At 60.3% G+C, this 20,987-nt stretch carries 27 protein-coding genes; 24 read left to right on the plus strand and 3 right to left on the minus strand.

Translation table 11 applies throughout. The features are described 5' to 3' along the window. The first annotated feature begins 29 nt into the window (after window positions 1-29). From AB9L16_RS05190 to recX, 20 genes are all read left to right on the plus strand, one after another. On the plus strand, window positions 30-377 hold the full coding sequence (locus tag AB9L16_RS05190) for a phage tail tube protein (protein WP_007908779.1): 348 nt from the start codon (window positions 30-32) through the stop codon (window positions 375-377). After that, complete coding sequence (locus AB9L16_RS05195; protein ID WP_007908778.1) at window positions 374-670, plus strand: phage tail assembly protein; 297 nt, start codon at window positions 374-376, stop codon at window positions 668-670. Before AB9L16_RS05190 ends, AB9L16_RS05195 begins: the two co-directional genes overlap by 4 nt. 130 nt (window positions 671-800) lie before the next feature. Then, window positions 801-2,690, plus strand: a complete 1,890-nt coding sequence (locus tag AB9L16_RS05200; RefSeq protein WP_375123196.1) for a phage tail protein — start codon at window positions 801-803, stop codon at window positions 2,688-2,690. Continuing rightward, window positions 2,687-3,922: a DNA circularization protein gene (locus AB9L16_RS05205; RefSeq protein WP_136492063.1), complete on the plus strand. Its 1,236-nt coding sequence runs from the start codon at window positions 2,687-2,689 to the stop codon at window positions 3,920-3,922. Before AB9L16_RS05200 ends, AB9L16_RS05205 begins: the two co-directional genes overlap by 4 nt. Before the next feature lie 4 nt (window positions 3,923-3,926). After that, complete coding sequence (locus AB9L16_RS05210; protein WP_375123197.1) at window positions 3,927-4,976, plus strand: phage baseplate assembly protein; 1,050 nt, start codon at window positions 3,927-3,929, stop codon at window positions 4,974-4,976. Window positions 4,977-5,127: 151 nt separating this feature from the next. Further along, window positions 5,128-5,637, plus strand: coding sequence for a phage baseplate assembly protein V (locus AB9L16_RS05215; RefSeq protein WP_056783277.1), 510 nt, complete (start codon window positions 5,128-5,130; stop codon window positions 5,635-5,637). Continuing rightward, on the plus strand, window positions 5,637-6,035 hold the full coding sequence (locus AB9L16_RS05220) for a phage GP46 family protein (protein WP_041478092.1): 399 nt from the start codon (window positions 5,637-5,639) through the stop codon (window positions 6,033-6,035). Before AB9L16_RS05215 ends, AB9L16_RS05220 begins: the two co-directional genes overlap by 1 nt. Then, complete coding sequence (locus tag AB9L16_RS05225) at window positions 6,025-7,071, plus strand: baseplate J/gp47 family protein (RefSeq protein WP_041478091.1); 1,047 nt, start codon at window positions 6,025-6,027, stop codon at window positions 7,069-7,071. The genes AB9L16_RS05220 and AB9L16_RS05225 overlap by 11 nt, the downstream gene beginning before the upstream one ends. Beyond that, window positions 7,059-7,658 carry a YmfQ family protein gene (locus AB9L16_RS05230; protein ID WP_056783283.1) on the plus strand — a complete coding sequence of 200 codons (600 nt, stop codon included), beginning with the start codon at window positions 7,059-7,061 and terminating at the stop codon, window positions 7,656-7,658. Before AB9L16_RS05225 ends, AB9L16_RS05230 begins: the two co-directional genes overlap by 13 nt. Window positions 7,659-7,671: 13 nt before the next feature. Next, a complete protein-coding gene (locus tag AB9L16_RS05235; RefSeq protein ID WP_256810411.1) occupies window positions 7,672-8,829 on the plus strand; it encodes a phage tail protein in 1,158 nt (385 codons plus the stop codon). Next, window positions 8,826-9,341 (plus strand): phage tail protein, encoded by a 516-nt coding sequence (locus tag AB9L16_RS05240; RefSeq protein WP_256810413.1) that lies wholly within the window; start codon window positions 8,826-8,828, stop codon window positions 9,339-9,341. The genes AB9L16_RS05235 and AB9L16_RS05240 overlap by 4 nt, the downstream gene beginning before the upstream one ends. Before the next feature lie 144 nt (window positions 9,342-9,485). Then, on the plus strand, window positions 9,486-10,412 hold the full coding sequence (locus AB9L16_RS05245; RefSeq protein WP_375123198.1) for a hypothetical protein: 927 nt from the start codon (window positions 9,486-9,488) through the stop codon (window positions 10,410-10,412). Next, a complete protein-coding gene (locus tag AB9L16_RS05250) occupies window positions 10,412-10,882 on the plus strand; it encodes a hypothetical protein (protein WP_375123199.1) in 471 nt (156 codons plus the stop codon). The genes AB9L16_RS05245 and AB9L16_RS05250 overlap by 1 nt, the downstream gene beginning before the upstream one ends. Beyond that, window positions 10,882-11,769, plus strand: coding sequence for a hypothetical protein (locus tag AB9L16_RS05255; protein WP_056783294.1), 888 nt, complete (start codon window positions 10,882-10,884; stop codon window positions 11,767-11,769). Before AB9L16_RS05250 ends, AB9L16_RS05255 begins: the two co-directional genes overlap by 1 nt. Continuing rightward, a complete protein-coding gene (locus AB9L16_RS05260; protein ID WP_236168043.1) occupies window positions 11,770-12,216 on the plus strand; it encodes a phage tail assembly chaperone in 447 nt (148 codons plus the stop codon). Window positions 12,217-12,329: 113 nt separating this feature from the next. Next, window positions 12,330-12,896 carry a glycoside hydrolase family 19 protein gene (locus tag AB9L16_RS05265; RefSeq protein ID WP_375123200.1) on the plus strand — a complete coding sequence of 189 codons (567 nt, stop codon included), beginning with the start codon at window positions 12,330-12,332 and terminating at the stop codon, window positions 12,894-12,896. Continuing rightward, window positions 12,875-13,393 (plus strand): lysis system i-spanin subunit Rz, encoded by a 519-nt coding sequence (locus AB9L16_RS05270; RefSeq protein WP_375123201.1) that lies wholly within the window; start codon window positions 12,875-12,877, stop codon window positions 13,391-13,393. Before AB9L16_RS05265 ends, AB9L16_RS05270 begins: the two co-directional genes overlap by 22 nt. Before the next feature lie 67 nt (window positions 13,394-13,460). Next, on the plus strand, window positions 13,461-13,961 hold the full coding sequence (locus AB9L16_RS05275) for a CinA family protein (RefSeq protein ID WP_252887403.1): 501 nt from the start codon (window positions 13,461-13,463) through the stop codon (window positions 13,959-13,961). A gap of 83 nt (window positions 13,962-14,044) precedes the next feature. Continuing rightward, the gene (recA, locus tag AB9L16_RS05280) at window positions 14,045-15,103 is read left to right on the plus strand and encodes a recombinase RecA (RefSeq protein ID WP_024011876.1); all 1,059 of its coding nucleotides are present in this window, start codon (window positions 14,045-14,047) and stop codon (window positions 15,101-15,103) included. 8 nt (window positions 15,104-15,111) lie between these two features. Next, window positions 15,112-15,582 carry a recombination regulator RecX gene (recX, locus tag AB9L16_RS05285; RefSeq protein ID WP_041478085.1) on the plus strand — a complete coding sequence of 157 codons (471 nt, stop codon included), beginning with the start codon at window positions 15,112-15,114 and terminating at the stop codon, window positions 15,580-15,582. 59 nt (window positions 15,583-15,641) lie between these two features. Here recX and AB9L16_RS05290 read toward each other — a convergent pair whose 3' ends face one another. After that, entirely contained in the window at window positions 15,642-16,757 is a 1,116-nt protein-coding gene (locus AB9L16_RS05290) for a TIGR00730 family Rossman fold protein (RefSeq protein ID WP_236168040.1), read from the minus strand. A 340-nt stretch (window positions 16,758-17,097) separates the two neighbouring features. On the opposite strand from AB9L16_RS05290, the gene AB9L16_RS05295 reads away from it, so the two are divergent. Continuing rightward, window positions 17,098-17,295, plus strand: a complete 198-nt coding sequence (locus tag AB9L16_RS05295) for a hypothetical protein (protein WP_016770569.1) — start codon at window positions 17,098-17,100, stop codon at window positions 17,293-17,295. Here AB9L16_RS05295 and AB9L16_RS05300 read toward each other — a convergent pair whose 3' ends face one another. Then, window positions 17,296-17,721, minus strand: coding sequence for a PA3611 family quorum-sensing-regulated virulence factor (locus AB9L16_RS05300; protein ID WP_007908738.1), 426 nt, complete (start codon window positions 17,719-17,721; stop codon window positions 17,296-17,298). Between the two features lie 189 nt (window positions 17,722-17,910). Between AB9L16_RS05300 and AB9L16_RS05305 the strand changes: the two genes are divergently transcribed. From AB9L16_RS05305 to AB9L16_RS05315, 3 genes are all read left to right on the plus strand, one after another. After that, entirely contained in the window at window positions 17,911-18,657 is a 747-nt protein-coding gene (locus tag AB9L16_RS05305; protein WP_041478083.1) for a tRNA-uridine aminocarboxypropyltransferase, read from the plus strand. Between the two features lie 223 nt (window positions 18,658-18,880). Continuing rightward, window positions 18,881-19,531 (plus strand): response regulator transcription factor ErdR, encoded by a 651-nt coding sequence (gene erdR, locus AB9L16_RS05310; RefSeq protein ID WP_016771412.1) that lies wholly within the window; start codon window positions 18,881-18,883, stop codon window positions 19,529-19,531. 74 nt (window positions 19,532-19,605) lie between these two features. Continuing rightward, entirely contained in the window at window positions 19,606-19,968 is a 363-nt protein-coding gene (locus AB9L16_RS05315; RefSeq protein ID WP_016771411.1) for a diacylglycerol kinase, read from the plus strand. Here AB9L16_RS05315 and AB9L16_RS05320 read toward each other — a convergent pair. Further along, the gene (locus tag AB9L16_RS05320) at window positions 19,965-20,891 is read right to left on the minus strand and encodes a LysR family transcriptional regulator (protein ID WP_353188721.1); all 927 of its coding nucleotides are present in this window, start codon (window positions 20,889-20,891) and stop codon (window positions 19,965-19,967) included. The genes AB9L16_RS05315 and AB9L16_RS05320 overlap by 4 nt on opposite strands. Window positions 20,892-20,987: the final 96 nt, after the last annotated feature.

Consider the following 20,987-nt stretch of genomic DNA (forward strand, 5'->3'; position numbering starts at 1 on the left):
TGGGCTTTTTATTTGAAGGGAGAAACACCATGGGTCAACTGATTGCAGGCACCTGCTACGTCAAGGTCGACGGCGCACAACTGACCATCAATGGCGGCTGCGAAGCCCCGCTGATGGCCGTCAAACGTGAAACCGTCGTGCCCGGTTTCTACAAGGAAACCGACATCGCACCGTCGTTCAAAGTGACCGCGCTGCACACCGCCGACTTCCCGCTGAAGAAGCTGATCGAAGGCACTGATATCACCGTCACCTGCGAATTCAGCAACGGCAAAGTCTACGTGCTGGCCGGCGCCTATCTGGTCGAGGAGCCAGTTTCCAAGGGCGACGACGCTACCATCGAACTGAAATTCGAAGGCATCAAGGGGACTTGGCAATGAGCGGCGCCGTGAAGCTTCAAGTAGCAATCGAAGCCCACGGCGAGCCTCTGACCGAACTCGTTCTGCGCCGCCCGACGGTGCAGGAAGTGCGAGCGATCAAGGCACTGCCGTACAAGATCGACAAGAGTGAAGAAGTCAGCCTGGACATGGACGTGGCGGCCAAATACATCGCCGTGTGCGCCGGCATTCCGCCGTCGTCGGTCAACCAGTTGGATCTGGCTGACCTCAATGCGCTGAGCTGGGCCGTCGCGAGTTTTTTCATGAGTGCGGCGTCGGCGCCATCACCGACCTGATCGCCGTCGCCTATGACCTGGCCTGGTTCTGGAAGGTTGACCCCGAACAGATGATGGCCAGGCCACTGGATGTGCTCCGCGAATCGCTGGAGCACGCGCAACGGATCAATGCGATGCAGCAGGTGCAGTGATGGCAGACGAAGAGAAGAAAACCCCGAAACCGGTGCTGATCACCGGCATCGATGAACTCTCGCCCAAACTGGGCGCCCTGCGCATGAAGGTTGAGAGTTTTAAAAACAATCTCGAGCAGACCGGCCTCGGCAAGCTGGACATCAGTGGTCTGTTCAACGGCGGCAGCGTGATCACGCCGTTTGTAGACGGCATCAAATCGGCCGCAGCGTTCCAGGGCAAATTGAGCGAAGTCAGCGACACGGCGAAAACCGTCGACCTGCCCGCCGCGCCGACAGCAGCGACACAGAACATGAACGTGTTCAGCGCGTCGATGCAAAAGGTTTCGGCGGCGGTGGACGCCGCGCTGGTGCCGGCGGTGGGGGCCTTGGTGGTCGGGCTGGAACCGATGCTGACGCAGGTCGGCAGCCTGCTCGCCGACAACCCGAAACTGGTTGAAGGCCTGGCGGCGGGGGCAATTGCCTTCTCCGCTATGCAAACCGCGGTCACCGGTATGACGCAGGTGATGGACGTCATGAGCATGGTGCTCAAGACCAACCCGATCATGCTGATCGCCATGGGCATTGCCGTGGCGGCCGGTTTGATCGTGGCCAACTGGACGCCGATCAGCGCGTTCTTCACAGGGATGTGGGAGGGCGTGAAAAACATCGGGGCGAGTGCGATGGCGACGTTGCGCTCGGTACTCGACTGGCGACCGCTGGCGGCACTGGCTGCGCTGTGGGAACCGGTCACGGCATTTTTCTCCGGAGTCTGGGACAAGGTGATGGCCGTGACGGCGCCAGTGATCGACTTCTTCAAGTCGGTTTTCTCGTGGTCGCCTGCGGGGATGATCATTGAAAACTGGGGGCCGCTGACCGGCCTGTTCTCGGCGATCTGGGAATTGCTCAAGGCCTTGAGTGTGCCGGTGATGGCATTTCTTAGAAACCTGTTCGATTTCTCGCCGATGCAGATGCTTACCGATGCGTGGGGTGGTGTTGTCGCGTTCTTCGAACCGATGTTCAGCGGCCTGCGAGAAGTCGCGCTACCGGCTAAAGAACTCCTCGTGTCGCTGTTCGACTTCTCGCCAATGCAGATGATCACCAGCGCCTGGGGAGGCATTGTTGCGTATTTCCAGCCGATATTGACGACGCTGCAATCGGCTGTGCAAAGCACCCGGGATACTTTGCGGGCACTGTTCGATTTTTTCCCGATGCAAATGCTCACCAGCGCCTGGGGTGGGATTGTCGGGTTCTTCGAACCGATCTGGATGGCGCTGCAAACGTCTGTGCAGCGGGTCAGAGGCTTTTTCACCAGCCTGTTCGAGTGGTCGCCGCTGGAGCAGATTACTCAGTATTGGCAGCCGATCGGTGAGGTCTTTTCGGCGATCTGGGGCGTCGTGTTGGCGCTTTCCGCGCCGGTCGTGGATTTTCTGCACAGCCTGTTCGAATGGAAACCGCTGGATCAGATCATCGAGAGTTGGGGGCCGATCACCGAGTGGTTCGGCGAGTTGTGGCAAAAGCTGCAAACCGTCATTGCGCCGATCAAGGAGTTGTTCGACGGTGGCTTCGCCGGACTGATCGCCAAGGTCACCGGCAAGGTTGAAACGCTGACCCAAGCGCAACGCGAGACCAATGCCGAAGGCAAGGGTGAGCTCGCACCGGCGTTCTTCGGCGCGAGCGCAGCGACTGCCGGCAACGGCACGCTGCAAAGCGGTTCGTTGCCACACACCTCCAGCGCGCTGATCCAGCAAAGCGCCGCCAACAACCGTACGCAACTTGAAGGCGGCCTGACCGTGCGCTTCGAAAATGCACCGGCAGGCCTGCGTACCGAACAACCGCAAACCAATCAACCGGGCCTGGCCGTGTCTTCACGCATCGGCTATCGCTCGCTGTCGATGGGAGGTTCCCAATGAACTGGCGTGACCGTTTATTGCCGGCATCCTTTCGCGGTGTCGGTTTCTGGATCGACCAGGCGAAAACCCCGGTCGGTCGCAAAGGGCAGTTGCATGAATACCCGCAACGCGACCTGCCGTTTTTCGAGGACCTCGGCCAGCAGGCCAAGACTCACGATCTGACCGCGTTCATCATCGGCCCCGATTGCCTTGAGCAGCGCGACAAGCTGCTCAAGGCGCTGGAGCAGGGCCGTGGCGAACTGGTGCATCCGTGGCTTGGACGCCTGCAGGTCAAGGTCGGCGAATGCGACATGACTCACACCCGCCAGGACGGTGGGCTGGTGACGTTCGCCTTGAAGTTCTATCCCGACCAACCCCTGCCGTTTCCGACCGCCACGGTCAGCACGCAGAAAGTGCTGCTGGCCAAGGCCGACGGGCTGCTGGGTTCGGCGGTGGCGCGTTTCGAACAGGCGATGACGCTGATCAAGGCCGCGCGGATCGGCATCACCAACCTGCGCAACAGCCTTACCGGCGTATATGAAGTGATCAAGGAGCAACTGAAACCTTTGATCGAGCAGTACCGGCAGATCACTGAACTGGTCAAGGCCGTGAAGGAGTTGCCCAAGGAAGTGGCGGCGGAATTCAAGGGTTTGCTCGGCGATATCAAGGAGCTGAAGGCGTTCGCCAAGGAAGGCTACCGGGGCGTGATCGCCGACGTGTCGCAGCAACTCGAAGCGATTCGCAAGGCCGATGCGCCGAAGATCACTACCGGCAAGGACACCAATGCCGCAGCGCAGGCGATGGCCGATCTGGTGCAAGACACGATGCTGGTCAAAGTCGCGCAGTGGGTCGCGTCGATGCCAGTGGCGACCACGCCGGTGAAACTGGCGTCGACACCGTCGCTGGCTCAACAGTCGACGTCGCCGGTGAGTCGTCAGGAAGTCCCCGTCAGCGATGACATGCAAGCGCTGCGCACGGCGGTGACTGCAGCCATCGACCCGATGCTGGCGAAAGCCGGACCTGCGCACTTCCAGGCCATCAACGATGTAAAGGAAGCGCTGGTGGCTCATCTCAAAGCGGTGGCGTCTTCTGGCGTGCGGCAAGTCAGCAAATCGTTTCAGGAAAGCTTTCCGGCAGTGGTCGTGGCCTACAAGCAGTTCGGCGACGCCACGCGAGTCGAAGAAGTGACTCAGCGCAACGCGATTACCCATCCCGGTTTCTCGCCCAACGATGTGAAAGTCTCGCGGGAGTGACGCCATGAACGAGATGGACAATCACGTCACGCTGACGGTCAACAACATGGAATACGGCGGCTGGAAAAGCGTCGAAATCACCGCCGATCTCGAGCGTCAGTTCCGCACCTTCAAGCTCGACATTACCTGGCAATGGCCGGGGCAGGCGGTGAGCAAACCGATTAAACCCGGTGACCCCTGTGAAGTGAAAATCGGCAAGGATCTGGTGCTTACCGGCTACGTGTTCAAGGCGCCGATCCGCTATGACGGGCGGCAGGTCAGCCTGACCATCGAAGGCAGTTCGAAAACCCAGGATCTGGTCGATTGCGCCGCCCGTAATCTGCCCAGCCAATGGCAGCAACAACCCTTGCTGACTATCGTCCGCGATCTGGCGAGCGAATATGGACTGTGGGTCGTCAATGAAATCAGCGACACCACACGCCTGACCAAACACACCATCGTGCCGGGTGAAACGGCATTCCAGTCGATCGACCGATTGCTGTCGCTGCTGCGGGTGTTTTCCACCGACAACGAGCTGGGCCAGTTGGTGTTGGCCAAACCCGGCAGCGGTGGCCGCGCCAGCGATGCGCTGGAGTTGGGCAAGAACATCCTGTCGGCCAATGCGCCAATGGATTTCAGCCAGGTGTTCTCCGAGTATCGGGTGATCGGCCAGCAGAAAGGCTCGGATGCGAAAAGCGGCGCGGCGGTCAGCGAAGTCGAGTCGACGGCGGCCGACCTGAGTTTCAAACGGCGGCGCACCACGGTGATCAACGAAGGCACGCAACTGACCTTTGAGTTGGCGCAGCAGCGTGCCCAATGGGAAAGCGCGACTCGCATGGGCCGTGCGCAGACCACCACCTATCAGGTGCAGGGCTGGCGGCAGAGCAATGGCGATTTGTGGCGCCATAACACGCTGGTCAAGGTCAAGGACCCGGTGCTGGATTTCGATGGCGACATGCTGATTTCCAAGGTCACTTATTCGTTGTCGGCGCAGGGTTCGGTGACCACGCTGCAAGTGGCGCCGCCGCATACCTTTGATCCTGATCCGACGCCCCCGAAGCAATCCCAGGCCTGACGCAGGATCCTGCTGGCGACAATGGCCCCTGTGGGAGCGGGCTTGCCCGCGATAGCGGTCGTGACAACAAATACATTTTTTCCCTGACACACCGCCATCGCGGGCAAGCCCGCTCCCACAGGGTTTGTGTCGACAAAGTCTAAGGAAACCCATGAGCCTACTGACACGCCTGCTGGCGCGCGGCACTGTCGTGCTCGCCAATTCGGCAACCAAGCTGCAATCGCTGCAAATGCGCCTCACCGCCGGTGAAGTCAACGACGACCTCGAACACTTCGAACCCTACGGTTTCACCAGCCATCCGTTGGCTGGCGCTGAAGGGGTCGTCACCTTCATCGGCGGCGACCGTTCCCACGCCATCGCCCTGGTCATCGCCGACCGTCGCTATCGCCTGCAAGCGCTCGCTGCCGGTGAAGTGGCGATCTACACCGACGAGGGCGACAAAATTCATTTCAAGCGCGGGCGGATCATCGACATCGAAACCGCCACGCTGAACATCCGCGCCAGCAGCGCGGTGAACTTCGACACGCCGGTGATAAACCAGACCGGCAAGATCGTTTCCACCGGTGATCAACTGGCTGGCGGCATCAGCCAGATCAAACACGTGCATGTTGGCGTGCAGGCCGGTAACGGTCAGACCGGCGCGCCGGCAGGAGGCCAGTGATGTTCATCAGCCAGAACCTCCACGCCGCGCTGACCCGCGCCGTGCTCATCAGTCTGTTCACCTGGCGTCGCGCCGCTGATGACGACGCCCTCGATGATGAAGAACGCTTCGGCTGGTGGGGCGACAGTTTTCCCACGGTTGCCGACGATCGCATCGGCTCGCGGCTGTGGCTGCTGCGCCGGGTCAAGCTGACCCGGCAGACGCAAATGGACGCCGAATTTTATGCCCGCGAAGCCCTGCAATGGCTGCTCGACGACGGCCACTGCAGCGCCATCGACATCATCAGCGAACGCCTCGACGCCCAGCGCCTCAACCTGCGCACGATCCTCACGCTGGCCGACGGCGAACGTCTGGACATCAACCCCGATAACAGTTGGCAGGTGATCTATGCCGTTTGAAACTCCTTCGCTGCCGGTGCTGATCAAACGCACCCAAAGCGACCTGGCCGGCGATTCGCTGCGCCAGTCCGATGCGCAAGTGCTCGCCCGCACCCTCGGCGGCGCCGCTTATGGCTTGTACGGTTATCTCGACTGGATTGCCGAGCAGATCCTGCCCGACAAAGCCGATGAGTCAACCCTGGAACGCATCGCCGCGCTGCGCCTGAATCAACCGCGCAAAGCCGCGCAAGTGGCTACCGGCAGCGTCAGTTTTACCGCCACTCCCGGCGCCGTGCTCGACGTCGACACTCTGCTGCAAGCGAACGATGGCCGCACCTACAAAGTCACCATGGCGCGCACCACGGTCAATGGCAGCAACAGCACCACGATTGCGGCGCTGGAGGCCGGCAGTCTGGGCAACGCTGATGCGGGTCTGACGCTGACCCCGGTGCAGCCGATTGCCGGGATTGTCGGCAACAGCTTCGTGGTGCTGGCGCCGGGCCTCAGCGGCGGTGTGGCGCGGGAAAGCCTCGAATCGCTGCGCTCGCGGGTCATCCGTTCCTACCGCGTGATTCCCCATGGTGGCGCGGCCAGCGACTACGAAACCTGGGCGCTGGAAGTGCCGGGTGTGACGCGGGCGTGGTGCCGGGGCGGCCTGCTCGGGCCGGGCACGGTGACGGTGTTCATCATGCGTGATGAAGACCCGCAACCGGTGCCGAACGATGAGCAGTTGGCGGAGGTTCAGGAGTACATCGAACCGCTGCGTCCGGTGACCGCGGAAGTGCACGTGCAGCGACCGGTTCAGGTGCCGGTAGTGTATCGCTTCAAGAGCGTCAATCCGGACACCACCGCCGTGCGTGCCGCCGTTGAAGCGCAGTTGCGCGATCTGCACAACCGCGAGGCTGACCTCGGCGTGCCGTTGCTGATCAGCCATATCCGCGAAGCGATCAGCAGCGCCGGCGGCGAATACGATCACACGCTCACTGCTCCAGCCGCTGACGTGCCGGCCGGGCAGAGCGAACTGCTCACCTTCGGAGGCTGCGTATGGGGGGCATAAGAACCGCCGCGCAATACCGGGCGCAGTTGCGCGCCTTGCTGCCCAGTGGCCCGGCATGGGATCCGGAACGGGTGCCGGAACTCGAAGAAGTGTTGCAAGGCGTCGCCGTCGAACTGGCCCGCCTCGACGCCCGCGCCGCCGACCTGCTCAACGAGATGGACCCGGCCGGCGTCAGCGAACTGGTGCCGGACTGGGAGCGGGTGATGAACCTGCCCGACCCGTGCCTGGGCGCCACGCCGTTGTTCGACGACCGCCGCCTCGCCGTCCGCCGCCGCTTGCTCGCGGTCGGCAGCCAGGCGGTCGGTTACTACCTCGACATCGCCAAAAGCCAGGGTTACCCCAACGCCAGCATCACCGAACACGAAGCCCCACGCATGGGCCGCGCCCGGTTTGGTTCGGCGCATTGGGGCACCTGGGAAGCGCAGTTCATGTGGACGCTCAACACCGGCGGCCGCCTGCTGCTCGGCCGCCGTTACGGCGCGAGCTACTGGGGCGAGCGCTTCGGCGTCAACCCAGGCTCGGCGCTGGAATGCCTGATCCACCGCAGCGCGCCGGCGCATACCAAGGTGCACATCAATTATGACTAGGGAGGGATGAGGGATGGATTATCCGAAGAGTGTGCCCAGTGCCGGCTTGGTGAATGGGAAGTTTGTTGATGAGAACCCTATGACGGGGACGCCGGGATCGTTGATTCCGGCGGATTGGGGTAACGGAGTTACCCAGGAAATTCTTAACGTGATCAAGGCGGCGGACCTGACGCCGGACGAGAAGAAATACGATCAGTTGTTGCAGGCGATTCAATCGGTGACGGCCAAGGGCTGGAACCAGGATTTGGCGCTGCCGCTGGCTGCTTTGCCTTTGCCTACAGTTGCCACCGCCGATGCACGTCTGCCGGTCAGTCCGGCTGCGGCCTCAACCAGTGGTGGCCGGGTTTCGATCGCAGCGGGAACCTTTATTAGCCTTGGCCAGGAAGTAGTGGCCGGCCAACTCGGGCGTGCGCGCACCTTCGTGACGACGGCGTGGAGCAGCGCCGACTTGCTGCCCAGCAGCCATTACTTTCTGCGAGCGCAAGTTATCGCCGGGGTACTCACGTTCTACACCCAACGCGGTGGCATTCATGACGTCGTGCCTGACTCACTCAAAGGGACCGTCAACGGCGCTGCCGGCGGCGGTTTTCAGTCCACGTCTCTGGACATGTGTCTGGCGTGGGTGATAACCGGAGCACCCGGTTCGGTGCCGGTTGTGCGGACCCTATACAACCGCGCACGTTTGACCTGGACGCAAACGGTAAACGGCACAGGCGCAATATTTTTACCGCTCGATCCCCACGCGCGTGCGGCACGACTCGTCGCCGGTAACCCAACGCCATCCTCGACGGCGGTCACCTCAGTCGCCTTTCCGTCCACCGGGTGGGCAGGGGGCAACTATTGCTTCCTGTCGCCGATCCTGACAGGCAGTTCGAACAACCCGGGGGGGTGGAACCCGGCAACGGTTTCACCGTGTGTATTGTTCACCAACAACATCGTCAATGACGTCACGGTTTCGACGTTGGCGGCGAGTTTCGATCATGCCAATTTGCGCTCACTGTGGCAGTGCTATCAGGCCGAACACAACTTGGGCCAATCGAATGCCGACAGCGATGAGCTATTGCTGAGCATGGGCATCAAAACCCATCCAATCACCGATTACAGCGTGGGCATTGCCATCAACTTTTCCGACGCGGTGAACGTGCAATTCTCGTGGGAGCTTATTCGATGATCGTCATTCAGGAACTTCATCAGTGCGACGGTGAGTTGCGCCTGCCGCAACCGTCGGCTGCGCACGAGTGGGATGGGCAGAACTGGGTTTTCAATGCAGATATGCAGATTGCTCTGGATCTGCAGGAAGCCGAACGCCTTTGCGCCAAGGTCGACGCCACCGCCGACAACGCTCGCATCGCACTGGCAGGCGACCCGCTCAAGGCCATGGAGTACGCACAGGCAGCCGCAGACGCTCGAGCTTTCAGCGACGCCGGATACCCGAAAAAGGAAGTGCCGCTTTCAGTCGCCGCGTGGGTCGCGAAAGGCCGTACGGCCAAACAGGCCGCCGAGCAGATTCTGAGTAAGGCCGATCAACTGACCGACCATCTGTTGGCGCTGCGTACGTTGCGACTGAAGGCCAAAACGCAGATTCGCGCCCAGGCAGCCAAGGGCAACATGGATCTGGCGCGCAGCTCTGCTGACGAAGCATTTGTCGCCATTCGCGAACTGGTCAACGGTCCATCCAGCTAAATCAAAAACCTCAGTTCTGCGTCACCCAAGCCCACTTCGAAGTGGGCTTTTTTATTTCTGAAAACAGACCGTGAACAGGTAGGCGAAGAACGTTTTGCCGATGCCGATGCCGGTCATTTGTCATTTCAAAGGAGCGAACATCTTATGGATTATCCAAAAAGCGTACCCAGCGTCGGACTGGTCGATGGCCGCTTCGTCGATGAAAACCCGGTGGCGGGGACACCGGGTTCGTTGATTCCGGCGGTGTGGGGCAACAGCGTTACACAAGAGATTCTCAACGTGATCAAGGCGGCCCGGTTGACACCCGATGAGGCCAGAACGGATCAACTCGCCAGTGCGATCGGTGCACTGGTCGATTTCACCAAACTGAAAAATACCCCGACCACATTGGCCGGTTACGGCATCACCGATGCGGTGGGGCGGCTGTTGGCGGTCAGGCAGTTCGAGAAGGTCGGGATTACGCTTTACAAGCCAAACCCCAAAGCCAAGAGGATCCATGTGCGGCTGGTCGGCGCGGGGGGGAGCGGTGGTGGGTGTTCGCCCGTTGCCGCCGGTTATCAGGGTATTGGTGGTGGCGGAGGCTCTGGGGCCTTTGCTCAAAGCCTGTACGACGTGACCCCGGAAATACTTGCAGGCGTGCCCGTTACGCTGGGTGGCGGTGGCGCTGCGAGTAATGTGATGGGGCTGGCCGGCGGAGGTGCTTCGTTCGGCACCTACATGAGCGCTGCGGGCGGTGGAGGCGGGCAGGTCCTTACCGTCGCCGTAACAGCCACAACAGTTGGTTTCGTTCAGGGCGGTGCAGGAGGGCAAGCAGTCACAGGCGGCAATCTTGCGAATGCTCGGGGCGCACCCGGCGAATACGCAATGTACAACGCCAATTGGGGCGTCCTCTCGGGTGCGGGCGGTGCCAGCCCGTATGACGGCGGTGGTACCCGAGTGGGGGTCAACGGGATTGGCATCACCGGCGGACGCGGTTCCGGCGGCAGCGGCTCCTGTTCGACCAACGCTTCGGCTGCCGTACTCAGTGGCGCCGGCGGCAACGCATTCTGTGAAATCTGGGAGTATGAATAATGGCCATTTATGCACGGGTCGAGAACGGCGTGGTCGTCGAACGGATCGACGCCGGTGAGTACGCCATCTGCGAGCTGTTTGCTCCATCCTTCGTCGAGACGATGGTTCGCGTGCCGGAGGGTCAAGAGATCGAGATCGGTGCGCCGATCACCGGGCTTCCGACAGGCGCCGAAGAACTGCCTGCACAGCAGAGCCGTGTGGTAGCTCAGGCTCCCATTGTTGCGGAAGAGGAACCTGCGGCCGCACTTGTCTGGCGCCAAGCCTCTCTGGCCACGACCGAATGGTTAGTCACGCGGCATCGCGATGAACAGGATATGGGACGCGGCACATCGCTCAAGCCCACGCAGTATCTGGAACTGCTTGAGTACCGACAGGCATTGCGCGACTGGCCTGACGCAGCGCTTTTCCCGGCGTTGAATGCCCGCCCTCTGGCACCCGCATGGCTCGCTATCAAAACAGGAGAACAGTAATGGATTACCCAAAAAGCGTCCCCAGCGCAGGGTTGGTGGACGGTAGCTTTGTTGATGAAGACCCGCTGAACGGCAGACCGGGATCGCTGATTCCGGCGAGTTGGGGCAATGGTGTTACCCAGGAAATCCTGAGCGTCGTTCAAGCCGGCGGGTTGACGCCGAGTGAGGCGTCCAACGCGCAATTGCTAGGCGCACTGCGCGGCGCTCAGTTGTTCAAGACCGCAGCACCTTTTGATGTCAGCCGTTCGGCGGCGACTTGCGAGTTTGTTCAGCGAGCTCTTGGCAGCTACGCGGGGGCGCGTGACATCCTTGCTACTACGCAACTGACGCTCGCTGACTTGGGCTGGTCGTTAGGTCTGGGTGGTAACTCGCCTTACACCGTGACCCTGCCGGAAATTGACAAGGTTCCTATGGGCGCCGCCATCGTCTTTCACTGCCGCAGCAATGCTCCTGTCACGATTGCTCACCCGGGTGCCGCAAAAATAAGCCCGCAAGGCGTCTTGTTGAGCTCGATCGTGATCAACAGTGGCGAGAGCGCCACCATCGTGAGGGAAAGTGGAGCCTGGGCGGTACACGGGACGGCGAGTCTGAAATATGCCTCGCTTTTTTCCGGATTGACGAGTGCCCAGGGATATCAAAAACATGCCAGCGGCAATATCGATCAATGGGGCTCAGGTCTGTCGAATGCTGCGGGACTGGTCTACGTGACATTCCCAATCTCGTTTCCGAGGGCCTATTTCTCGCTCGTGGCCACACATGCGGGAGGTGACACCGCAATGATCGTGCTGAATGCCGCCAATCAGCAGGGCTGCACCTTGAAAATTCGCGACGCGAATGCGCAGTTGGCTGCCAATTGCACCGTCAACTATTTTGTAAAGGGCTATTGAATGGACAACTTCAACGTTTTATTCAGCGCCACCACCCGGGGTGTTTACGTACCCGGCATCAACTCGACGGACATCCCCGACGACGTCATCGAAATTCCTCAGGGCTACTGGATCTCGCTGCTGCAGCAACTGGCGGTCAGCGCGAAAATGATCGGGGTGCGTGCGGACAACGGCTACCCGATTCTGGTTGATCCACCTCCACCCTCGGCAAAAGAAGTCGAGGACATGGAGCGTCTATGGCGTGATGCGCAATTGGCAGCCACCGATGGCATGGTTGCACGCGATCGCGATGAACTGGAGGATGGCGGTGGCACGACGCTGACTACTGAACAATATGCTGAACTGCAAGCCTATCGACGTGAATTACGCGATTGGCCGCAAGGGTCCTCTTTTCCCTTCAGCGAACATCGCCCGGTGGCGCCGCGCTGGTTGGTAGCGGCGCTCTGACCCAGCGTCACTTCACGAATACTTTCGCGGAAAACTCCGGAAAACAATGGCTGGCAAGCATCAACCGCCAGCCGTGATTCAATCGGGACAACATCCAGGGAGGATCAAGCATCATGCAATTAACTGAAAAACACCTTGTGGACATCATGCCCAACGCCCGCTCCCAAGCGGGCGTTTTTGTTTCGCCACTCAACACCGCGATGGCCAGGCATCGCATCGATACGCCAAAACGTATCGCGGCTTTTCTGGCACAGGTCGGTCACGAGTCGGGCCAATTGCGTTACGTGCGCGAACTGGGCAACAACCAGTACCTGAGCAAATACGACACCGGCACGCTGGCGCTGCGTCTGGGCAACACGCCCGAGGCGGATGGCGACGGGCAAAAATACAGAGGGCGTGGGCTCATACAAATCACCGGTCGCGCCAACTATCGCCAATGCAGCCTCGGCTTGTTTGGCGATGAGCGTCTGTTGGCATTGCCCGAATTGCTCGAGCAACCGCAATGGGCGGCCGAATCGGCGGCGTGGTTCTGGGCGCAGAAGGGCCTGAACGAACTGGCCGACGCGGACCAGTTCAACACCATCACCCGCCGGATCAACGGCGGGTTGAATGGCTTGCAGGATCGACTCGAGATCTGGGCACGGGCGAGGGCGGTGCTATGTCCGGCTCCTGGCGCGTGATGGGTCTGTTGCTGCTGGTGGCCGGGGCGTTTGCAGCGGCATGGCAGTTTCAGGACTGGCGCTACGGGCGGCAATTGGCCGAGCAGGCGCGGTTAAACGCCGAAACCCTCAATCAACTGACGCAGACCGCCGCCACCGCGCAACAGGCCGAGCAGGATAAACGCCTGGCGCTGGAGCAGCGGCTCGCGGCCAGTGAACAAACCCATTATCGAGCGCTGAGCGATGCCCAACGTGATCAGGATCGCTTGCGCGATCGCCTTGCTACTGCCGATGTGCGGCTGTCAGTCCTTCTCGATGCCGGCGACGTTGCCCACGGCTGTACGGTGCCAGCCGCCGCCGGCACCGGCGGCGTGGATCCTGCAACCGTACGCGCCCGACTTGACCCGGCGCATGCTCAACGAATTATCGCCATCACCGACACCGGCGACCGTGGATTGATTGCGTTGCAGGCCTGTCAGGCCTATGTCAGAGCGCTGGCGCCCGAACATCTTGAATGATTCTGTGTATTGAAAGCGCGTCCGGCTCGTGTACGGTGGAGGCATTCCACACGATCCGGAGCTCGCCGTGAAAGAGACCACCCAACTGGCCGCAGAACTGGGCCGACGTCTGCAAGTGCTCAATGCTCATGTCACTACCGCCGAGTCCTGTACCGGTGGCGGTATCGCCGAAGCGATTACGCGGATTCCGGGCAGTTCGGCCTGGTTTGAAGCGGGGTACGTGACGTATTCCAATCGGCAGAAAACCCGGCAGCTGGATGTGCCGGCTGATTTGTTCGAAACGGTAGGGGCGGTCAGTCGCGAGGTGGTCGAGGCCATGGTGCGTGGTGCGCAGCATCACAGCCTGGCGCATTTTGCCGTGGCGGTCAGCGGTGTCGCCGGCCCCGACGGTGGCACGCCGAACAAACCGGTGGGCACAGTGTGGCTGGCATGGGGTGTGGGCGACGAGGTTTACAGTGAGGTTCAGCACTTCCCCGGCGGCCGTGATGAAGTCCGCCGACAAACGGTGAAGGCCGCGCTAGAGGGGCTTGTGCGACTAGCGGCACGAGAAATCGAAAATCAGGGGTAGGCGATCTTCGAACGCTGTGGAATAATACTGGCTACTTATACAGGTGTTGGCCGTCAGGCCTTATTGATTACGTGAGGACTTTAATGGACGACAACAAGAAGAAAGCCTTGGCTGCGGCCCTGGGTCAGATCGAACGTCAATTCGGCAAGGGTGCCGTAATGCGTATGGGCGATCAGGACCGTCAGGCGATCCCGGCCATCTCTACTGGCTCTCTGGGTCTGGACATTGCACTCGGCATCGGCGGTCTGCCAAAAGGCCGTATTGTTGAAATCTACGGTCCTGAATCCTCCGGTAAAACCACACTGACCTTGTCCGTGATCGCCCAGGCGCAAAAAGCCGGCGCGACCTGCGCATTCGTCGACGCCGAGCACGCCCTCGATCCAGAGTACGCCGGCAAGCTGGGCGTCAACGTTGACGACCTGCTGGTTTCCCAGCCGGACACCGGCGAACAGGCCCTCGAAATCACCGACATGCTGGTGCGCTCCAACGCCGTTGACGTGATCATCGTCGACTCCGTGGCCGCACTGGTACCGAAGGCTGAAATCGAAGGTGAAATGGGCGACATGCACGTCGGCCTGCAAGCACGTCTGATGTCTCAGGCGCTGCGTAAAATCACCGGTAACATCAAGAACGCCAACTGCCTGGTCATTTTCATCAACCAGATCCGTATGAAAATCGGCGTGATGTTCGGCAGCCCGGAAACCACCACCGGTGGTAACGCGTTGAAGTTCTACGCTTCGGTTCGTCTCGACATCCGCCGTACCGGTGCGGTGAAGGAAGGCGACGAAGTGGTCGGCAGCGAAACCCGCGTCAAGGTTGTGAAGAACAAGGTGGCTTCGCCGTTCCGTCAGGCCGAGTTCCAGATTCTTTACGGCAAAGGCATCTACCTCAACGGCGAGATGATCGACCTGGGTGTGCTGCACGGTTTCGTCGAGAAGTCCGGCGCCTGGTACGCCTACGAAGGCACCAAGATCGGTCAGGGCAAGGCCAACTCGGCCAAGTTCCTGGCGGACAACCCGGAAATCGCCGCGAAGCTCGAGAAGCAGCTGCGTGACAAGCTGCTGTCGCCAGCGGTGATCGCGGATTCCAAGGCCTCGGCGGTCAAAGAGACCGAAGACGACCTGGCCGACGCTGATCTCTGATACCAGCGATGACCACCGCCGTACTGGATACCCTCGTCGCGGTGCGGCGAACCGCCATGGACCTGCTCGCACGTCGCGAGCATGGTCGAGTCGAGTTGACGCGTAAGCTGCGTCAGCGCGGCGCCGAGGCGGAGCTGATCGAAACAGCCCTCGACCGTTTGACGGAAGAGGGGCTGCTTTCCGAAGCCCGTTACCTTGAAAGTTTTGTCTCCTACCGCGCCCGTTCCGGCTATGGCCCTCTGCGAATTCGCGAGGAGCTCAGCCAGCGGGGTTTGCAACGTACCGATATCGAAATCGCCCTGCGCGAAAGTGGTATCAATTGGCAGGCGCAGCTTCAGGATACGTGGCAACGTAAGTTCTCCGGACATTTACCGATTGATGCGAAAGAACGGGCCAGGCAAGGCCGGTTTCTGGCGTATCGGGGGTTCTCGATGGAGATGATCAACCGCTTGTTCAGCGGTCGAGGGATGGACGATTAGACCGATTCAACAAAAAAGGCCCGCTATTTTTTAGAAAATAGCGGGCCTTTTTTTTGCCTTCAAATTACGTTGAAAGGCTCGCGTGAGCGTTGTGCAGTGGGCGGTTTTGAATCGGCCCAGTTTTCCGGCAGATTGATAAAGTCCACCAACTCCCTCAGACGACCATGGGTACGGCCATTGAAGGCAAAGGCCAGCCGTGCCAGATGGCTGAACTGCGCATCGTCGTGTTCTTCGCCGCTGTAGGCATGTTGGTGGAACTGGTCGCTCAGGCACAGATCAGCAAACTCCTCCTGCATCCGCGCCAGTGCGTGGTCGCTGAGCTTGTGGTTCATGCGAATCACAAATTGCCGCTTGAGCCAGCGGCTGGAGTGGAAGTTGCTGTAGAACTGATTGATCTCTTCCACCGCTTCTTCAACGCTGTAGACCAGTCGCATCAGCTTCATATCGGTCGGCAGGATGTAGCGGTTTTCTTCCAGCTGATTGCGGATGAAGTCCAGCGCGCCTTGCCAGAACGTCCCGCCCGGAACATCCAGCAACACCACCGGCACCAATGGGCTTTTGCCGGTCTGAATCAGCGTCAGCACTTCCAGCGCTTCATCAAGGGTGCCAAACCCGCCCGGGCACAGCACCAGCGCATCGGCCTCTTTGACGAAGAACAGTTTGCGGGTGAAGAAAAAGTGGAATGGCAACAGATTGTCGGTGCCGTCGACAGTAGGGTTGGCATGTTGTTCGAAGGGCAGGGTGATATTGAAACCCAAACTGTGGTCACGCCCGGCTCCTTCGTGGGCGGCGGCCATGATGCCGCCGCCGGCGCCGGTGATGACCATCATGTCTGCACGCGTCAGCGCTGCGCCGAGTTCGCGGGCCATTGCATACAGCGGATGTTCCACTGGCGTGCGTGCCGAGCCGAACACGGTAACCTTGCGCCGGCCTTTGAATTGTTCGAGCACGCGGAACGCTTGTTCCAGCTCACGCAGGGCTTGCAGGGTGATCTTGGCGTTCCAGCGGTTGTGGTCTTCCTGAGCCATGCGCAGCACGGTCAGGATCATGTCACGGTAGATGGGGATGTTCGGGCTGTTGGTGGAAATATGACTGAGTTGGGCTTCGACCTGGCTGACAAGGTCGCCGCTTTCCTGAAAATGACGGCTCAAGAGGTCGTTCGGTTGATAAGGCATTCAACGTCTCCTTCTGTACAGGGCGGGTAGCCCGGACAACCAGCGTCCGGGTCGCACTGCAAAAACACACAGGGCCGGCAGTTCCATTTCTGCCGTTAACGAATGATCGGGAATACTCTCAATCTAGACCCTCGCACGCATTCGCGCTGACTTGAACAGTGCGCTGTAACGTTTTGTCTGGCAACCGCTTACTGATTTGCGCCAAAGCCCCGCCGCTCGTCTGAACGTATCGCAAAGGGCCATCACTCTGATTTACTCAAATACAGACGTCGCAAGACAACCTTGCGTTTGCGCAAGGCAAGCAATTCAAGGATTCGTGGGTGGCAAGGAGGCGGGATGCATGGTCAGAGTGGTTCTGGAGATCGATACGCAGTTGTATCGAATGTTGCAGGAGTCGGCCGAGACGCATCAATTGAGTCTCGAAGAAGAGTGCTGCCGACGATTGGCCGGCGGCGAGCGTCGCTCGCGCTATCTGCAGGCGCTAGTGGCGGAATTGCGCGCCGAGGATGAGCAGCGGCGCGCCAAGGCTTCGCGCTGATTACTTCTTCTTCGCTGGCGCGGCTTTCGGGCAATCGGATTCCTGGTAACTGGCCGAGCCGATCGCTTTGTTGGTTTTCACTTCGGTGAAGTCGTAACGCATGATCGCGCCCTTGGCCATCAGCTTGCGGTACGACGGGTTGTTGCACACCGACGCGCCCAACTGGAAATACACAGCCTTGGGATCGGCGCGCATCTTGTCGGCGTGGCTCTTTTGCACGCTCAGATGGTTGATCAGCTGCGTGCCTTCGACGGTGTAGCCTTGATCAAGAATGTCTTCATTGATCGCCCGTGGCGTGCCGACGCTGCTTTGGGCGGCGACGTTGCGCAGCTCTCGGTTCAGATTCTGCTCACTCAGGGACGCAGCCTGAGCGGTAAAGGACGACGCCAGCAGAATGGCAGCGGTGGGAACGATAAGGCGCAGCATGAAACTCTCCTGATTCGGTGACTGGTGGTTCGACCCGTCACGGGGCGGTGCGTTCAGTGGCGGCGAATTATAGGGGAGCCGGTCTGGACGGTACAGGCTTGTGGCCGTCGCTCTGGTAAACTGCCGGCCTTTATTGCCCTGCCGAGTGTCGTTCGTGTCGAGTTTCCCTGTCTGCCGGTGTTGCCTGCGATGAACCATGCCCCCAACGCCGTGGCCCGCCTGCGCGATCAGCGCGAAGACGAAGGCATCAAGCCGATTCAGGCGCGCGGCTTTCGCTCCGAGCGTTGCCGCGATTGCCGGGTCATCATCAGTCATTGCCTGTGCGCGTGGCGGCCAAGCGTCGACACCCGCTCCGGCGTGTGCCTGATCATGACCGGCAAGGAAGTGTTCAAGCCAAGCAACACCGGTTGGCTGATTGCCGATGTGGTGCGCGACAACCATGCGTTCATCTGGTCACGCACCGAGCCCGACCCGCAGATGCTTGCACTGCTCAACGATCCGCAATGGCAGCCGTACCTGGTGTTTCCGGGCGAGTATGTCGAACCGTCGCGGGTGACCAACACGGTGACAGTCGATAGCAGCAAGCGCCCGCTGTTCATTCTGCTCGATGCGACCTGGACGGAGGCGCGCAAGATCTTTCGCAAGAGTCCGTATTTCGACCGCTTGCCGATCCTCAGCCTGCTGCCCGACAAACTCTCGCGCTATCGCTTGCGCCGTTCGACCCGCAGCGAGCACCTGTGCACCGCCGAAGTCGCGGCGTTGTGCCTGGAACTGGCCGGTGACAGCGAAGCCGCTTCGGCGCTGGACGCCTATTTCGATGTGTTCAGCCAGCATTACCTCGGTGCCAAGCAGCAACTGGACATGAATGAATCGACGCCCGCCCATGCCGAGCTGCTGCCCTATATACGAAAGCCGCAGCCGGCGTTGGCCCGATAGTGGCCCATACTGTCGACAGCGCTGGCCATCTTGCTTGACCACCCCGGCTGCGCTGGGCATGCTTGGCGCCGATTAGGGTGCGGCCAAGGTTTGAGACGCCGTGTTTGCTGTTGATTGGCGTCGAACGTGCCCCTGTGGATATCGCTTCCAAGCGTTGTCTCGAGTTGCTTTGGCCAGACCGGAATCTACCGCGTCTGCCATCAAAAACAGGATCATTTGAAAAATGGCCACATACGACATCCTGATTGCCGATGATCACCCCCTGTTTCGCAGCGCCCTGCACCAAGCGGTGACGCTGGGCCTTGGCCCGGACGTGCGACTGGTGGAGGTGGCGAGCATTGCCGAACTGGAAGCTCGCCTGACTGAAAAGGCTGACTGGGATCTGGTCCTGCTGGACCTGAACATGCCCGGCGCCTACGGTTTTTCCGGGCTGGTGCTGCTGCGCGGGCAGTATCCGCAGATTCCGGTGGTGATGGTCTCTGCCCAGGAAGAAGCCTCGGTGATGGTCAAATCCCGCGAGTTCGGCGCCAGTGGTTTCATTCCCAAGTCCAGCGATCTGAGCGTGATTCAGGAAGCGGTGCGCAAGGTGCTCGATGGCGACGTGTTCTGGCCGCCGCAAGCGTTCGAAGCAGTCAGCGTGTCGGATGAGGCCAAAGCTGCCAGTGATGGCCTCGCCAGCCTGACGCCGCAACAGTTCCGGGTGCTGACCATGGTCTGCGAAGGTCTGCTGAACAAGCAGATCGCTTATGAGCTGAGCGTGTCGGAAGCGACCATCAAGGCCCACGTCACGGCGATCTTTCGCAAATTGAACGTGCGCACTCGCACGCAAGCGGCTTTACTGCTGCAACAACTTGAGTCAATTCCGAGCCAGTGATGGCTGGCGGTTTCACGCTTTTTTGACTTTCGTTGATCTAGCTTCCCCACACCTTTTTGGCTGGTTTCTTTCTTATGTCACCTTTCAAGGGCCAGACCGGCCTGAAACGCATCCTCAACGCGTCCGGCTATTCGCTCGATGGCCTGCGCGCCGCCTTCACTGGCGAAGCGGCATTCCGCCAACTGGTGCTGCTCAACGTGGTGCTGATTCCGCTGACATTCTTCCTCAATGTCAGCCGGGTCGAGCAGGCGGTGTTGATCGCGGTTTGCTTGCTGGCGCTGATTGTCGAGCTGCTCAATTCGGCGGTGGAAGCGGCCATTGACCGCATCTCGCTGGAATTGCACCCGCTGTCGAAGAACGCCAAGGACATGGGCAGCGCCGCGCAGTTCGTGGCGCTGAGCATGATCGGACTGGTGTGGGCGGTGATTCTGCTTTAAGCGATGGTCGGCAAGACGATCTCGTCGCTGCGCTGCACCCCGGCGGTGAACGCGCGACACAGCTCGAGAAACTCGCGCATGGCCGAGGTCTGGTATTTCTGTTTGTGCCAGATGAAATAGAACTGCCGGGCCAGGTCCAGATCCGGCGTCTCCACCGGCACCAGACTGCCGCGCCGGAAGGCATCGCGCAGCGCCAGCCGCGAAATGCAGCCAATCCCCAGCCCTGATTCCACTGCGCGCTTGATCGCTTCGGTGTGTTCCAGCTCGAGACGAATATTCAGCGCGCTGCGATGGTGACGCATAGCCTGGTCGAAGGTCAGCCGCGTGCCGGAACCCTGTTCCCGCAGAATCCATGCCTCATGGGTCAGCTCTTCCATTGTCGCACTGCCGCGTTTGGCCAACGGATGCTGCGGCGCGCAAAACACCACCAACTCATCCTCGACCCAACTCTGCACTTCGATGTCCGGGTGGCCGCAATCGCCTTCGATTAGACCCAGATCAATTTCGTAGTGGGCGACCTGTTGCACGATATTGGCAGTGTTCTGCACGTGCAGCTTGACCTGACTTTCCGGGTGGCGCTGCATGAAGCTGCCGATCAGCAGGGTGGCCAGATAGTTGCCTATGGTCAGCGTCGCCCCCACTGATAGAGAGCCGAAACCGGATTTGCCATTGAGCAGGTCTTCGATTTCCTTGGCCTGGTCGAGCAGGGCCACCGCTTGCGGCAACAGTTGTTTGCCGAGGGCGTTGAGGCTCAGGCGTTTGCCGGCGCGGTCGAACAGCTGGCAGCTGGACTGGCGCTCGAGCTCGGTGATCGAAGTGCTGGCCGCCGATTGCGAGAGGTTGAGCAGACCCGCAGCACGGGATACGCTTTCCTGCTGGGCGACGGCAACGAAGACTTGCAGTTGACGGAGAGTAAATCGCATATCGATATAACCGATAACCCTTATCTTAATAATCCAGTTAACAGATATTGTCGTCGCTATTAGAATGCGATGCAATTGCGCACGTTAAGCCTCATT

Source organism: Pseudomonas sp. LW8 (assembly GCF_041956865.1).
In the GTDB taxonomy this organism is placed as follows: Bacteria; Pseudomonadota; Gammaproteobacteria; order Pseudomonadales; family Pseudomonadaceae; genus Aquipseudomonas; species Aquipseudomonas siliginis.

What these genes read in the sequence shown, in the direction of transcription:
- AB9L16_RS05190 (WP_007908779.1), top strand. Translation starts at nt 30, where the DNA reads ATGGGTCAACTGATTGCAGGCACCTGCTACGTCAAGGTCGACGGCGCA.
- AB9L16_RS05250 (WP_375123199.1), top strand. Translation starts at nt 10,412, where the DNA reads ATGGCCATTTATGCACGGGTCGAGAACGGCGTGGTCGTCGAACGGATC.
- AB9L16_RS05255 (WP_056783294.1), top strand. Translation starts at nt 10,882, where the DNA reads ATGGATTACCCAAAAAGCGTCCCCAGCGCAGGGTTGGTGGACGGTAGC.
- AB9L16_RS05200 (WP_375123196.1), top strand. Translation starts at nt 801, where the DNA reads ATGGCAGACGAAGAGAAGAAAACCCCGAAACCGGTGCTGATCACCGGC.
- AB9L16_RS05225 (WP_041478091.1), top strand. Translation starts at nt 6,025, where the DNA reads ATGCCGTTTGAAACTCCTTCGCTGCCGGTGCTGATCAAACGCACCCAA.
- AB9L16_RS05290 (WP_236168040.1), bottom strand. Translation starts at nt 16,757, where the DNA reads ATGCCTTATCAACCGAACGACCTCTTGAGCCGTCATTTTCAGGAAAGC.
- AB9L16_RS05265 (WP_375123200.1), top strand. Translation starts at nt 12,330, where the DNA reads ATGCAATTAACTGAAAAACACCTTGTGGACATCATGCCCAACGCCCGC.
- AB9L16_RS05315 (WP_016771411.1), top strand. Translation starts at nt 19,606, where the DNA reads ATGTCACCTTTCAAGGGCCAGACCGGCCTGAAACGCATCCTCAACGCG.
- AB9L16_RS05305 (WP_041478083.1), top strand. Translation starts at nt 17,911, where the DNA reads ATGAACCATGCCCCCAACGCCGTGGCCCGCCTGCGCGATCAGCGCGAA.
- AB9L16_RS05295 (WP_016770569.1), top strand. Translation starts at nt 17,098, where the DNA reads ATGGTCAGAGTGGTTCTGGAGATCGATACGCAGTTGTATCGAATGTTG.
- AB9L16_RS05195 (WP_007908778.1), top strand. Translation starts at nt 374, where the DNA reads ATGAGCGGCGCCGTGAAGCTTCAAGTAGCAATCGAAGCCCACGGCGAG.
- AB9L16_RS05260 (WP_236168043.1), top strand. Translation starts at nt 11,770, where the DNA reads ATGGACAACTTCAACGTTTTATTCAGCGCCACCACCCGGGGTGTTTAC.
- AB9L16_RS05245 (WP_375123198.1), top strand. Translation starts at nt 9,486, where the DNA reads ATGGATTATCCAAAAAGCGTACCCAGCGTCGGACTGGTCGATGGCCGC.
- AB9L16_RS05220 (WP_041478092.1), top strand. Translation starts at nt 5,637, where the DNA reads ATGTTCATCAGCCAGAACCTCCACGCCGCGCTGACCCGCGCCGTGCTC.
- AB9L16_RS05240 (WP_256810413.1), top strand. Translation starts at nt 8,826, where the DNA reads ATGATCGTCATTCAGGAACTTCATCAGTGCGACGGTGAGTTGCGCCTG.
- erdR (WP_016771412.1), top strand. Translation starts at nt 18,881, where the DNA reads ATGGCCACATACGACATCCTGATTGCCGATGATCACCCCCTGTTTCGC.
- AB9L16_RS05205 (WP_136492063.1), top strand. Translation starts at nt 2,687, where the DNA reads ATGAACTGGCGTGACCGTTTATTGCCGGCATCCTTTCGCGGTGTCGGT.
- AB9L16_RS05270 (WP_375123201.1), top strand. Translation starts at nt 12,875, where the DNA reads ATGTCCGGCTCCTGGCGCGTGATGGGTCTGTTGCTGCTGGTGGCCGGG.
- recA (WP_024011876.1), top strand. Translation starts at nt 14,045, where the DNA reads ATGGACGACAACAAGAAGAAAGCCTTGGCTGCGGCCCTGGGTCAGATC.
- AB9L16_RS05300 (WP_007908738.1), bottom strand. Translation starts at nt 17,721, where the DNA reads ATGCTGCGCCTTATCGTTCCCACCGCTGCCATTCTGCTGGCGTCGTCC.
- AB9L16_RS05230 (WP_056783283.1), top strand. Translation starts at nt 7,059, where the DNA reads ATGGGGGGCATAAGAACCGCCGCGCAATACCGGGCGCAGTTGCGCGCC.
- AB9L16_RS05215 (WP_056783277.1), top strand. Translation starts at nt 5,128, where the DNA reads ATGAGCCTACTGACACGCCTGCTGGCGCGCGGCACTGTCGTGCTCGCC.
- recX (WP_041478085.1), top strand. Translation starts at nt 15,112, where the DNA reads ATGACCACCGCCGTACTGGATACCCTCGTCGCGGTGCGGCGAACCGCC.
- AB9L16_RS05320 (WP_353188721.1), bottom strand. Translation starts at nt 20,891, where the DNA reads ATGCGATTTACTCTCCGTCAACTGCAAGTCTTCGTTGCCGTCGCCCAG.
- AB9L16_RS05235 (WP_256810411.1), top strand. Translation starts at nt 7,672, where the DNA reads ATGGATTATCCGAAGAGTGTGCCCAGTGCCGGCTTGGTGAATGGGAAG.
- AB9L16_RS05210 (WP_375123197.1), top strand. Translation starts at nt 3,927, where the DNA reads ATGAACGAGATGGACAATCACGTCACGCTGACGGTCAACAACATGGAA.